10 protein-coding genes, 3 pseudogenes and 1 riboswitch are annotated in these 13,118 nt (G+C 34.8%); of the genes and pseudogenes, 4 read left to right on the top strand and 9 right to left on the bottom strand.

What is annotated here, in order from left to right; all coding sequences use genetic code 11:
- Positions 1 to 37: 37 nt before the first annotated feature.
- Both ACUXEY_RS01980 and rraA read right to left on the bottom strand, forming a co-directional pair.
- Positions 38 to 1,834: a DUF4430 domain-containing protein gene (locus ACUXEY_RS01980; RefSeq protein ID WP_461299955.1), complete on the bottom strand. Its 1,797-nt coding sequence runs from the start codon at positions 1,832 to 1,834 to the stop codon at positions 38 to 40.
- A gap of 338 nt (positions 1,835 to 2,172) precedes the next feature.
- Complete coding sequence (gene rraA / locus ACUXEY_RS01975; RefSeq protein WP_461299954.1) at positions 2,173 to 2,652, bottom strand: ribonuclease E activity regulator RraA; 480 nt, start codon at positions 2,650 to 2,652, stop codon at positions 2,173 to 2,175.
- Positions 2,653 to 2,851: 199 nt separating this feature from the next.
- Between rraA and ACUXEY_RS01970 the strand changes: the two genes are divergently transcribed.
- Positions 2,852 to 4,282 carry a YfcC family protein gene (locus tag ACUXEY_RS01970; RefSeq protein ID WP_461299953.1) on the top strand — a complete coding sequence of 477 codons (1,431 nt, stop codon included), beginning with the start codon at positions 2,852 to 2,854 and terminating at the stop codon, positions 4,280 to 4,282.
- 147 nt (positions 4,283 to 4,429) lie between these two features.
- On the opposite strand, the gene ACUXEY_RS01965 is transcribed toward ACUXEY_RS01970, so the two are convergent.
- The 5 genes and pseudogenes from ACUXEY_RS01965 to ACUXEY_RS01945 all read right to left on the bottom strand — a co-directional run.
- Positions 4,430 to 5,257, bottom strand: coding sequence for an endonuclease I family protein (locus ACUXEY_RS01965; protein ID WP_461299952.1), 828 nt, complete (start codon positions 5,255 to 5,257; stop codon positions 4,430 to 4,432).
- Between the two features lie 509 nt (positions 5,258 to 5,766).
- Positions 5,767 to 6,645 (bottom strand): 5'-methylthioadenosine/S-adenosylhomocysteine nucleosidase, encoded by an 879-nt coding sequence (locus ACUXEY_RS01960; protein WP_000742454.1) that lies wholly within the window; start codon positions 6,643 to 6,645, stop codon positions 5,767 to 5,769.
- A gap of 175 nt (positions 6,646 to 6,820) precedes the next feature.
- Positions 6,821 to 6,924, bottom strand: a riboswitch (purine riboswitch).
- A 288-nt stretch (positions 6,925 to 7,212) separates the two neighbouring features.
- Positions 7,213 to 7,374: pseudogene (locus ACUXEY_RS01955) on the bottom strand (RNA-guided endonuclease TnpB family protein); the annotation flags it as partial.
- A 19-nt stretch (positions 7,375 to 7,393) separates the two neighbouring features.
- Entirely contained in the window at positions 7,394 to 7,777 is a 384-nt protein-coding gene (locus tag ACUXEY_RS01950) for a hypothetical protein (protein ID WP_002096432.1), read from the bottom strand.
- A 35-nt stretch (positions 7,778 to 7,812) separates the two neighbouring features.
- Positions 7,813 to 8,040 (bottom strand): annotated as a pseudogene (locus ACUXEY_RS01945) (TetR/AcrR family transcriptional regulator); the annotation flags it as partial.
- Positions 8,041 to 8,267: 227 nt separating this feature from the next.
- Between ACUXEY_RS01945 and ACUXEY_RS01940 the strand changes: the two are divergent.
- From ACUXEY_RS01940 to ACUXEY_RS01930, 3 genes and pseudogenes are all read left to right on the top strand, one after another.
- Entirely contained in the window at positions 8,268 to 8,411 is a 144-nt protein-coding gene (locus ACUXEY_RS01940) for a hypothetical protein (RefSeq protein WP_461299951.1), read from the top strand.
- Between the two features lie 65 nt (positions 8,412 to 8,476).
- Positions 8,477 to 9,235, top strand: a pseudogene (locus ACUXEY_RS01935) (MerR family transcriptional regulator).
- 13 nt (positions 9,236 to 9,248) lie between these two features.
- Positions 9,249 to 9,905, top strand: a complete 657-nt coding sequence (locus ACUXEY_RS01930; protein ID WP_461299950.1) for a GAP family protein — start codon at positions 9,249 to 9,251, stop codon at positions 9,903 to 9,905.
- Positions 9,906 to 10,174: 269 nt separating this feature from the next.
- Here ACUXEY_RS01930 and ACUXEY_RS01925 read toward each other — a convergent pair whose 3' ends face one another.
- Together ACUXEY_RS01925 and ACUXEY_RS01920 are read right to left on the bottom strand one after the other, a co-directional pair.
- Positions 10,175 to 11,191, bottom strand: coding sequence for an alpha/beta hydrolase family protein (locus tag ACUXEY_RS01925; RefSeq protein WP_461299949.1), 1,017 nt, complete (start codon positions 11,189 to 11,191; stop codon positions 10,175 to 10,177).
- 11 nt (positions 11,192 to 11,202) lie between these two features.
- Complete coding sequence (locus tag ACUXEY_RS01920) at positions 11,203 to 12,327, bottom strand: helix-turn-helix domain-containing protein (RefSeq protein ID WP_461299948.1); 1,125 nt, start codon at positions 12,325 to 12,327, stop codon at positions 11,203 to 11,205.
- Positions 12,328 to 13,118: the final 791 nt, after the last annotated feature.

The raw sequence follows: 13,118 nt of genomic DNA, 5'->3' as shown, positions 1-13,118 counted from the left end.
TTAAAAATTAGGAGCAAATAATTGCTCCTAATTTTTGTTAAGCTGCTTTACGTCTCCATAATACATATGCAGAAGCGATACATAATACACCCATACCTACTTCTGTAGCTGCACTATGAGAAGATGCTCCTGTTTTCGGTAGTGTGCTACCGTTTCCGGATTTTTTGCTTTTAACCGGTTCGTTATCGACAACAACTTTTAAATTGTCATCTTTCGTTTCTTGTTGTACTTGTTTTTGTTCTTCTGGTTGTTCAGTAACTTCTTTTTCTACTACAACATTTTCTGAATCCACATTTGGTTTTTTATCGATTTCAGGAACAGATACATTTGACAAGTCATAAATCGATTTTCCAAGATCTTTAAACTGAAGTAAAGCTAAAAACGCTTGTTCTGTAGCCATTCCGCTACCGTTTTGATCACTTGGTAACCATTTAAATTCACCATTTGGAAGTTGATATGACAGTAGATTTTGCACTGCCTTATGTAGAAGGTTTTGATCTACATCTTTCACAAGTGATAATCCAATAATTGCTTGCGCAACACTATTAGAATTTTCTTGTCCATCAGCAGAAAAACCACCATTGTCTAGCTGTTCTTTATATAAATAAGCAACAGCTTTCTCTACAGCTGGCTTCACATCTGGTCGATCTTGATAAGGAGCTAATGCTGATAAAACCATACCTGTTACATCAACGCTACTAGCACTGTCCTTACTGCTTGCGCTATCGTACGTCCAGCCGCCATCTGTATGCTGTGCGTTTAATAGCGCATCTACTAAAGCAACTCGATTCCATTTTGAATTCACTGGCACTTCATATTTCTTCGTATCAAATGCAAGTAAAGCAAATGTATAACCTGTAACAGAATTTACTTTATCTGATTCGTACAATTTTTGAACTAAATTATGTTCGCCAACCTTTGTAGGGTCTGCTTGCATTGCATTCATCATAATAACCGTTCTAGCTAAATCTGTCGCTGAAAAACGGTTAATGCGCTTTTCTACTTTTTCAGTTACTGACTTAACGTAGTTTAATTTCGCCTCAATTGGTATGTTCTTTCCAGAACGAGAAAGGCCTAAAGCTACCCAATCACTTTCAATTCCATCTTGTAACATCTTTTCAGATGTCTTAGAGATTGCGTCATTTACTTGCGCTGCTGGAACTTGAATGTTCTCTTGCTTTGGTTGCTCTACCTTTTCATCATTTGTTTTTGGTTCTTCTGGTTTTTCTTGTTTTAGGTCATCTGTCTTTGGTTCTTCTGGTTTTTCTTGTTTTGGATCATCCGTTTTTGGTTCTTCTGGTTTTTCCGGTTTTGGATCATCCGTTTTTGGTTCTTCTGGTTTTTCTTGTTTTGGGTCATCTGTCTTTGGTTCTTCTACAGTTTTACAAGTACCAAATTTATCTAATGTTTGCTGTAATGTTTCCTGGCTCATATTGCTCCAGTCTGAAACAAAGCGGAAAACAACAACATCACCAGACTCTAATTTATAACTATCTGCCCCAACTTGTGCAGATGTATCATTTACATCGTACGTCCAGCCACTTGTAGCCCCGGCCATTAAACCATCGATACCTTTTACATATGTTCCAAACGACATCGTTTCAGATTCTACTTTGTCCCCCATGACCTTTTGCAGCAAACTTAAAGCTGTTTCCCCATCTTTAATTTGCTCTTCTTTCGGACATAACATAATGCCCTTTTGTGATTCCCCAATAATTGCAAGTTTTGCTGTATTTCCTTCAGCAAACGTAATATGTACTGTATTCGCAAAAGAAACAAATACGAGTGTAACTGCCATTAACGACGTAAGCAGCCATTTTTTCCACATTGCCATCCCAAAATTTCCTCCCTTACTACTATTTACACAAAAAAAGGCCCTTCAAGGGCGTGCAATTGACACTCTTTTTTTGTAAGTGTCGTACAAACTGTGCAACACCTCCGACCCGCATCATTCGCGGCTATATTTGTATAGGAAAAATAATTTTGTTTATGAACGTATCATTGTGATAACATTCACTTTTCTAGGCAAAACTGACTTTCATTCAATTTATCGTAAAACGATAAACCTATACATTCTGTTAATTTTAAATTTCTGTATTATTTTACTATTGACAAAGAATTTTGTCCATGCTTTATCGGATTTATTTTCTAAGAATAGTAACTTACTAGCCTTTAACGATGCAAACTCTTTTCACTAATAATGACGCCATCTTCATCCGCATATACATATTCATTTGGGTTCCATTCTACTTGACCAAATTGCAATGAAATATTCTTCTCGCCTTTCCCTTCTTTTACACTTCTATTTGGCATCGTTCCTAACGCTAAAATACCAATATTAATCTTCTTTAGTTCACTAGAATCACGAACATATCCATTCACAATAATCCCTGCTAGCTTTCTTTCCTCCGCAATAGCTGCCAAATTATCACCAAGTAACGCACAATTCGTAGACGCTCCACCATCAACAACTAATACCGTTCCTTCAGGTAGTGTTTGCAATCCTTCTTTCACTAGTACATTATCATCCTTCACTTTCACCGTTGCAATTTTCCCGTAAAATTGTTCTTTCTTCCCAAAAGATCGAAAAGACTGGCGACATATTTGTAATTCCTTTTCAAACTCATCACATAAATCCGTAGTTTTCCACATCTTTTTCCCTCTTTTCCTTATTCGTTCTATATAACATATTCTTGGATTCTTTTCGTTTCCCTGTCTAATGTTGCAACAATTTGTATTGCGGGAAAAGGATAGAAAAACTATTGCCTTAGGAAGCTGCCTTTATTATAATCTATTTCACAGATAAATTTCAGAATATTAAAAATTAACTAAGTGAAAAAGGAGGTTTTTTATGCAATTACATACCGAGGTAAAAAAGCAGCCAAGTAAACGAAAGTTTAAAATGCCTGACGCGTACGTACTATTATTTTTTATTGCCTTACTTTGTGCCATTGCTACCTACTTCGTTCCTGCTGGAGAATTTAAAAGAGTTACAAACGGTACTGTTACAACGACAATACCAGGAAGTTATCATTCTGTTCCACAATCGCCGGTAGGGTTTGTTTCTTTTTTTACCGCTATTGAAAAAGGAATGACACTTGCTGCTCCTATCATCTTCTTAATTTTATTTACAGGTGGAGCCATTGCCATTCTTGAAAAAACAGGCGCTCTTGACGGTTTAATCTATCATGTTATTAACAAATTTCGTAATCAGCAATTACTTTTCATTTGTATTGTCGCCGCACTCTTTTCTATTCTCGGAACAACTGGCATTATCGTTAACTCAGTTATCGGCTTTATCCCCATCGGCATCATCGTTGCACGCACATTAAAATGGGACGCTATCGTCGGCGTAGCAATTATTTATTTAGGCACTTATGCTGGTTTTAATGCTACTATATTATCTCCCTCACCTTTAGGCATTTCACAAAAAATCGCCGAACTTCCGATGTTTTCAGGAATTGGTTTACGCACAGCAATCTATATTTCTTTTTTAATTGCCACCATTCTTTATATTAATTGGTATATACAACGCTTAAAAAAATCGAATAAAGGAAGCATACTCGGAGATAACTGGTTTCCAAGTAATGCTCTTTCAAGCGGAAAAGAGGCGCAGAAAACAGAAGTTCCTTGGACAATGCGTCATAAATTAATTTTACTCGTTTCAGCTTTATCATTAATTGTATTTTTAATTGGCGCTTTTCGTCTACATTGGACAGATGCAGAAATGACTGCTACTTTTATTTTCATAGCCATTACAGCGGGAGTAATAGGTGGTATGAAAGCAAACGCTATCGCTTCTACTTTTCTAGCAGGCTGCCAAAATCTCATATACGGTGCTTTGATTGTTGGAATGGCTCGCTGTATTTCAGTCATTTTAGAACAAGGCAAATTACTTGATACAATTGTTAATCAGCTAGTACAGTCTCTTGAAGGACATAGCCCTGTATTTGGCGTTCTCGGTATGTATGTAAGTAGTGCGGCATTACATTTCCTCATTTCATCCGGGACAGGTGAATCTGTTATTTTCATTCCGATATTAGCCCCATTAGCTGATTTCATGCATATTACACGCCAAGTTACTGTACAAGCTGTTATGCTTGGAGAAGGTGTAGTGAACTGCCTCAATCCAACTTCCGGTGTTTTAATGGGCGTTCTCGCAGCGAGCGGCATTTCTTACGGAAAATGGATCCGATTTATGGCACCACTTGCATTCATTTGGTTTATCATCGGACTTATTTTTCTTATTGTAGGTGTGAATATTGAGTGGGGACCGTATTAAAAGACTCATATTATACTTAACTTGATCAAATATATATTCTATTCTCCAATCCAACCCTATAAACATCATTTATTCTAGTATAGATATAAACAGGGATTGACCATAGTGATCAATCCCTTCTCTCAAAGTAAAATACCTTTAAGTTTTTTAGTTCCAAATTTTATTTATCCATTCCGGATGATCAATAAAAGGATTACGATTATGTTGATATTTCGTAAAAATCACTTCATTACGCTTTCGCTCTAAATCATCTACCGGATCTTGTTCATTCCATTTTAGTAAAACGGATAGTTTTCCCATGTATGGATCTTTATTGTTATTCACCTTTTCATTTAATTCTAAGTCTATTTCGCCGTTGTCTCCTTCATAACGAACAGCCATGTAAAATAGCATTCTAGCGATATCTCCTTTTACACTATCACGAGGTTCCCAAGAATCACTATCGTATTTACATTCTGTCGCTTCCGAATGATTCACACCACCATTATCAAAATCCAGATTTCCACGTGAACTATTTACAGATACATCCGTCGCTCTTAAATGATGCAAATCTGTTCCAGCTCCTGCAGTCGTTCCAAAATCACCGTGAGATTTTGCCCAAACATGCTCTCGGTTCCAATTATCAACTCCTGAACCATTCGTAAGTTTCCCTTGCGAACGCCCAGTATATAAGAGTATCACATTGTTTTTATTATTTGGATCTTCATCCGTATCTCTTAGTGCTTCCCAAACCGCACTGTATGATAACTTTGTATGATCATCAATAATATTATGAAGTTCCTTCTTTAATTCTAAACCCGTTTTTCCTATTGCATTATTATAATATGTATCGTCATAGCTTTTTGCAGTAACCTCTTGTGGTGATGCAGAAGCTACTTCACCGTGTATGATATCTGTGAATGATAGAGATGCAGTACCTAAAATAAAAAATGAAGATAGTGTAACCATAGCAAGCTTTGTATTTCGAAACTTCATATACCCATTTCCCCTTTAAAATATAATTTGAAGCTATTAACTAATAAGTGCTTTCTAATCCCCAAAAAATTTTAGAAAGCCATACCCACCCTTTTCTTTTTATTTAATACAAAACTCTATTGAGTCTGTATCATTTCCACACTTTTGGTTTATCTACTTCTCAAGGAATATCCTTCTCTAGTAAAGATTATTAAAATATTCTTTACAATTTAAAGGTAGTTTAATGTTAACTTAGAAATTTCAATTTTTTTATGCAATTATGCATATTTGATTAATTGTTCAGAAAACATTTTGAATAAAAATTAAGATGATAGCTCGACTTTTCCTTTTTCTATAATTGTCTTTATTTTTTTGTGTAAAACCCATCTTCCTCTGAAGAATAAGTACAAAAATAGATTGGATACCATGTAAGGCACCAATCTATTTTAATGAAAGAAACTTTAGTAATTCTGAGTTCACAACACATTGCGCAGTAATGATAACATTTTTATATTGGGACAAAACTACTACTATTTATTTGGTATCGAATCTATATACTTTTTAACTACTTCATATACATATTCTTGATTTGCTGCCGCTGTATTTGGGTTGTATTTTCCGCCGTTTGTTTTATTGTTAGATAATACTCGGATCCCTAAAAATGGTACGTCATAAGCTTTTGCGATTTGCGCTGCTGCAGCACCTTCCATTTCTTCTACAGATGTACCGTATTTTGTATGGAACCACTTAATTCTATCCACTTCATTATTCCAAAGATCTGCTGAACCTATAGTCCCTTCCACCACTTTACCTTTTGTATATTTATCTTTCACCGCATTAGCTGCTGCAAGTAAATCCTTATCTCCCTCGTAGTATCGGATTTTCTCAGCATTTGGATCTTCTCCTGCACTTCCTTCCGAAGCCATTAAGTCCATTGAAATCCATTTTGTCGGTTCAATCCCTTGATTCTCATCCATATTTGTTGTTTTTAATGAACCTATATTCGCGACTTTTTTTCCTAAAACAATATCAAATACATTTAAATTAGGATCATGTCCACCTGATGTTCCTTGGTTAATAATCGCTATAGGCTTATATTTTTCAATAGCCACTGCTGTAGCGGCTGCTGTATTTTCCATTCCTTTACCTGTTTTCGCAACAATTACAGGATAATTGTCGACAGTTCCTTTATAAAATACGAAAGTTCCAGACTTTTCTTCTTTCACATTTTTCAACCTTTTTGCAAACTTTTCAGCTTCTATCGGCATTGGCCCTTGAATTAAGATTGGTTTTTGATTGTTTTTTGCCTCAACTTGTTTCGGACTCGCATTACATCCCGCAAGTATCGAGAATGACAATGCAACAGTAGTTACTAGGGCAGCACATTTTTTCAACGTATTCTTCTTCATAAATAATCTCCTCTTTCTCTTGTTGTTTTCTATACTCGATACTTTTGGTCCAAACAAAAAAGTTCTAGAAATTGTAGAAGAATCTCTACTTTCTAGAACTACGATAGTCAAAGTTAATTAAGCATAAGGTAAAACAAATGCAAAATTATAGATCGATAGCGCTCATTGAACATCACGGCCGAACACTTTAACCCGTAGTCCAGTTCTTTCATTGGGAACTAGGTAGAAACGCTCGGACCATATTACCGAGTATATACGAGTGATGATGTGTAAAATTATTATATTGGTAATATATCAAACTTTTAGTGTGCACGCAATCTAAATGTGAACATTTTAATTAAAAAAATTTTTAATGTTCGTTTTTTAAATGGTAAATTAATTTTTTTATCCATTTTTAAGTAAAAAATACCGTTAAAAACTTATATCCTGAATACTGAACTAAATCCACCTACAACAACCGAGCTTTTACAAACAATTAAGCTTTCTTACTTCCGCCTTATATCGATCTGGAAGTCTTTTTCCCCTCGTATTGCGAGATACAATGCGCCTCTATCCACTTCACAATTATTTCTTCCAGCGAGCTGAATCTTTTACGCGCCTTGCTAATACTCGTTGCGATTTTACTAATCTGTCTAACATCTGACGATAAAAGCAAGGATAATTGGCTTTCTCATCTTCGCTACTCACGTACAATTCAGCCATTGCGAAGTCTAACCCAACAGCATTTTTATCCTTCAAATAGTCTCTTTCATTCTAATTTCTGCATTTCTTTCAGCCGTTCTATATCCTTTTCTGAAGCTTTTTCTATTTTATACAATTCATAGCTACCCTTTATCTCATTTATCACTACAAATTCGATTTCATTCCGAACATAACTTTTCGTTTTTCCTTTTTTATAACCAATAACATTATCTAATATAGTTTCCCCACTATCTTTTTTATATAAATTATAGCTAACAGGTGGACGACCAATTACATACTTATTATCAGAAAATCCGACTATATCATCCCTCCCTAATCCTGTCGAAACACTCCAGACAAACATAATCTGAAATATAGAATAAACAACAATACCGCATAAGAAAAAAAATAGAATTGATTTAAAAAATAACTTTACAGGTCTACTTCCCAAAAGACATTCCCTCCCATTTCACCTCAGGATAACAAGAACAGTACGTGAATTTTGTATGCTAAGACACCGAAGTTTTCATAATGTTCCAAAACTAGTTCAAATAGAGCATCCTTATCTCCAAAACTATCGTACAGAGTAGATTAGCTTATACCCTTCTTTTCATTAAGATCTAATATATATGTAGCATCATGACCTTTCTCCCAAAATAAATACATAGCTTTATTTAAAGCTTGCTCTTTATTAAAACTAATCTTTCTACCCATTAACCACACCCCCGTATTATATATTTTAGTATAAATATTTTGGAACGATAAGCCCGCAAAATATTTTGAAATTAAATCTTCCGTTAGAGGGCGCTTTAAAGGTTTATATAAATGTATTAATAATAATTAAAAACACTTGAAGTTGACGTTGGGTCATTTTATATACTGTTAAGTAGCTACTATTTCGCAATTTCATAAAAGAAATTAGAAAAATAGGAGGTTTTTAGATGAAACAAGGCGATATTATTATTTATGGATGTGTCATTATAGGTGCAGGGATCGGACTGACATTGGATCATGCATTTCCTGGTGTATTAATTGGATTAGGATTAGGTTACTTACTTAAAAATCTTTTTAGTAAAGAAGAATAGATGTGGTATGAAGAAAATAATCGTTAACGATAAAATCTTAACGTTCAGAAAGGTAGGTTTATTAGTTGATACACATTAATAAAGTTGGCGAACTGACAGGCGTTACAGTAAGGACACTGCGTTATTACGATAAAATCGGATTATTAAAACCAGCATCAAAAACAGAAGGTGGCCATCGTTTATATACAAATGAAGAAATAAAAAAACTACAGCAAGTTCAATTTTAAAAAAAAGTGGGATTTCCGTTACAAGAGATTAAAAATATGCTCGACTTTAATGAGTGGGATTGGTCGGATAGTTTACAAAGTCAATTATCTTACGTAATAAAAGAGCAGGAAAATTTAAAGAAAATAGAATTATCCTTACGGGAATTGATAAATGGAATTGCGATAGAAGGAGAAGAAAGCTGGATTGCGATTCAGAAGATTATGCAATTATCCAGCAAAAATGAAGATATACAACAGTATTATCGCGAATCAGTATTTAAAGAAAAAGAAATAAAACTATTGGAAAAGGTTCCTAAAATGGCAAGTGACTGTTCTGATTCACTTGAATGGATTGCTCTCATCGGCCAGTTAAAGCGTTATATGAAGGATGGCCCAAAAGCAACGAAAGTTCAAAATATCATTAGAAGAATGGATGAAAAACGCTTAGAAGAATTTGAAGGTGAGGAGGAATTTTTAGATAAGCTTTGGGAGATAAGAATGTCTCCAAAACAATCAGAGAAACTCAGTTTATATCCAATCGACCAAGATGTGCTTCAGTTTATGAACGAGGCATATGTCATTTTTATGACTGAAAAAAATAATTTTGAGCCGAAATAAGGGGGAATGAGCGATGGATACAGAACAACTTCTCCTAATAGGCGGATTGGCTATATTGGACACGCTAAGCCCTACTACAATAGGAGTAACAATATATCTACTTTTAACAGATAATGAGAGTCTTACGAAACGTTTATTCGTTTATTTATTGACGGTAGCTGGATGTTATTTTGCTGTTGGAGTTTCGCTCATGTTAGGATTTGATTTTTTGTTTGAGATTATTTCTGGCGTATTTCAAAACCAAATCGTAAGCTGGACGTTATTTATTATTGGAGCCCTATTATTCATCGCAAGCTTTTATATTCCACCAAAGAAAAATTCAAAGCTCCCTTCACCAAAATCAAATAGCATTCTTTCAATGATTGCGCTCGGATTCACTACTACGTTAATTGAAGCGGGAACTGCATTTCCTTATTTTGCAGCAATTGGTATACTGACTACTTCTAACCTATCATGGGTAGAATGGTCTTCCATTTTAGCTGGATACAACTTTATTATGGTATTGCCCTCTCTCGTGCTGTTTCTCTTCTATCTCCTGTTTGGTCGGTGGATGCAAAAACCTCTCGAGAGGCTCCGAATGAAAATCGCTAATCATTCGGGATCGGCTCTTTCATGGATTATGTGTATAGTTGGCCTCCTCCTAATAATAAATAGCCTAGATTATTTATAGGGTGTTGTATAATTGTTCTAACTTTATTGTAAGCCTACACCTATATTAATTTAGATAAGAGTTTTGAAGCGGAATATGAATCTATACTTCGAATTTTATACAAACACCCCTCTACAGAATTTAGTACCATATCGGATTGAATAAGAGGATTCGCTATAGCAATCTAATGATAAAAGTTTATTATCTTACTACAGAATGTACAATCAGGGAGATATGCTTGAAACTACTAAAGAACTTATACCTATTATTAATCTAAACCAATCCTTCTTTTACAGACAGTTACTCTCTTTCCCATCTCCCTCATATTCACTTAATGTTGATGAAGGGATCTTATGCGAGATAAAGTTCGAACTTATCCAATTCACAATTATTTCTTCCAGCATCGGGTGGAGTGGCTTTCCCGCTCCTTCTTTATAGTTCTTTTGAAGCTCTAATACTTTAAATTCCCCTTCAAAATTTTTTAAACTATGATCCATATTTTTGATTACATGTACTTCTGAATCACCTTTCACATACTGATCAATTCGTTTCGCCTTTTCTGGATCAGCCTGAATGTCTTTATCACCAGCAACTGCTAGTACTGGACATGTTACTTGCTGTAAATCTTTATAAATATTATGCTGAAAATGCTCTCTAAACCATTTTGCGTTCATCGGTTTAAAACCAACTTTAATCGTATCTTTTTCTGTGTTCATCATTTTCTCTTTTATTTTTTCCATCTGCTTCTCTCCACGTTTCTCCACATTAAGAAGACGCATTAGTTTTCCCTTTATTCCCTTTTGTTCTTTTAATTCTTTATAAGCAATTTCTCTTTGTCTTTTCGTAGCTTCTTCTAATGATTCCGCAGCTCCTGTAAGAAGTATGAGTCCATTAACTGGTGTTCTTGCGTTTACTACTGTCGCTAACATACACCCTTCACTATGGCCAGCTAAAATGATATTTTCCGGATCAACAAATGGTTGTTCTTTTAAATACGTAATCGTAGCCTCTATGTCACTAACTAAATCCCACATTCCAGTCTTCAGAAATTCCCCTTCACTCTTTCCTACTCCGCGCTTATCAAAGCGGAGCGTCACTACTCCAAGTCTCGCCATTACATGCGCTAAACCTTTATAAATATTCGATTCAAGTTTTAACGGTACAATCATTCCATCACGATCAATTTCTCCAGATCCAGCAATAATGACAACCGCAGCATACTTCCCGTCAGCTTTCGGTTTAGTAATCGTACCTTGCAAAGTAAATTCACTATTTATCGCTACTTCATATTCATCAAAGGCCATCATTTTTTCCCCCTCTATTCTTTTATATCCAATTTAAATTTCAAACTCGCTATTATATTTTTGTACTCTCTTACATCTTTCATCGGATCGAAAACTGAATTCTCTGCAATACTTTGTAACATGCTTCGCTTTATAATTTCTTCATTTCTAACCGTTTTAGCACCGAGCGGAAATTCTGCAAACCATTCATCAATCGCATCAAAATAGGAATCGCCGTGTAAATGCAGACTATTTACTGTGAAACTAGCTGCACAAACTGTTGCGTATTTCTGCAACATTTCTAATGCTCTTTCAAAATTTCCTTGCATACAATATACTTGTGCAGCAGCATAGTAAACTTTTAAAGTCATATTAGGATGTAGTTTTTCTATTTCATATATATCAATTAACATGAAAGCTCTATTTAAGATTATCTCTACCTTTTCAGAGTTTGAAGCATTTACTACTACATAATTCGGTATTGTCGCAACGAGTTGTATTAAATGTTGGTACATACTAATTTGCATCATTTCATTCGCCTTCTCAGCATTTCCAAGCATTTGATACGCTTGTGCGATTAAACCCTCTTCCGGAACGTTAGGACGTATCGTTCCACCAAGCAATTGAAGCACCTCATTTGGTCTATTGAGTATAAGATAGCAAGTTGCTTGAAACGATACCGCCTCTTTCACAAGAGCAACATCATCACTTTCTTCCTGCACCCTGCTAAAGAGAGACATTGCCTCTTCTAAAATTTCAATTCTTTTATCCGTATCCTCTGTTAGCATGTGGTGATTAATAAAAAGTAGTCCCATTTGAAGTAATAATGGAAAACAAGAATAATATTTTTTAATTATTTCTCTGCACTCCTTCATTACTTCATGAAACGGTTCTTCACTAAAAGCTTCTGCTAGTCTATGATATAAATATCCAATATCTCCCTGTTTCATTTGTGGTGTATAACAGATTAGTTCATCTATACTTATATTAAAGTACGATGCTAACAGTGGTAAAAATGTAATATCCGGATAACTCTGCCCTGTCTCCCATTTGGAAACAGATGCCTTCGTAATACCGATATACGCCGCTAACTCTTCCTGTGTAATTCCCTTTTCTTTTCTTTTATCCGCAATGATTTTATGAATATGAATCTCTCTCACTGTATCACCTCATACTTTTATTATATGTACTATATTCTATACAAAATATGGATTTAAAGTCGACTTTCATTAACAAAATCAACTGTTAGGAAACCTCTCTCTAAAATTAAAGGCAGGAACATATTTGATATGTTCCTGCCTTTTTATTGTCAGGTACCGATACATAGCCATCTAGCTAAGATTTTGTATCATCACAGTTTTCTATGAGAATCCAGTGAACAGCTTATTTACATAATTATCGATTAGGGGTACCGCCAACGTACTAACATAAAACCCACGCTAAGGAAAATAAAACCTCTTATATCAAGGTTTATAGCGTAACGAAATTGGCTAAATACAGGTTAACGCTTCTTGAAATCAATGTTGTAACAAAAACGCTCAATTTAGTTACAATCCTTAGCTTACAAAATCAAGTCTTTCACTTTAAAAACAATATCTTAACGTGGGTTTTATGTCATTTTGTTGGCAAGACCCCATGCCCATCAACTTAAGAAAACAAATTAGCCCCAAAACGAAAAAATGGGCTTTTTTATTACAAATTAGCATAAAATCTCGTTCTGGGGGTACTATAAAATTTTAGCTTGATAGCGATGTGACAGGCCAAAAAAATACTAAAAACTAATACCATTCTTTTTAATAAGTTTATAAAAAAAATAAATCGTAATGATTATTATTTATTGTGAATTTCAAAAAGATGTATTATACTAGGTTCGCAAACTAAAACGTAATTATTCCGTTTTGTATCGGAACGATATTTTCTTCATAGAATTGGAGGAAATAAACTTGTAAAA

This window comes from Bacillus sp. F9_6S_D1_P_5 (assembly GCF_054823925.1).
Note: the sequence above shows the minus strand (reverse complement) of the source record. Positions and strands in the feature narration are given on the sequence as shown.

Bases quoted from the DNA above. Each gene is read 5' to 3' on its own strand.
- rraA (WP_461299954.1), bottom strand. From the start codon at position 2,652: ATGTGGAAAACTACGGATTTATGTGATGAGTTTGAAAAGGAATTACAA.
- ACUXEY_RS01930 (WP_461299950.1), top strand. From the start codon at position 9,249: ATGGATACAGAACAACTTCTCCTAATAGGCGGATTGGCTATATTGGAC.
- ACUXEY_RS01965 (WP_461299952.1), bottom strand. From the start codon at position 5,257: ATGAAGTTTCGAAATACAAAGCTTGCTATGGTTACACTATCTTCATTT.
- ACUXEY_RS01970 (WP_461299953.1), top strand. From the start codon at position 2,852: ATGCAATTACATACCGAGGTAAAAAAGCAGCCAAGTAAACGAAAGTTT.
- ACUXEY_RS01940 (WP_461299951.1), top strand. From the start codon at position 8,268: ATGAAACAAGGCGATATTATTATTTATGGATGTGTCATTATAGGTGCA.
- ACUXEY_RS01960 (WP_000742454.1), bottom strand. From the start codon at position 6,645: ATGAAGAAGAATACGTTGAAAAAATGTGCTGCCCTAGTAACTACTGTT.
- ACUXEY_RS01980 (WP_461299955.1), bottom strand. From the start codon at position 1,834: ATGGCAATGTGGAAAAAATGGCTGCTTACGTCGTTAATGGCAGTTACA.
- ACUXEY_RS01925 (WP_461299949.1), bottom strand. From the start codon at position 11,191: ATGATGGCCTTTGATGAATATGAAGTAGCGATAAATAGTGAATTTACT.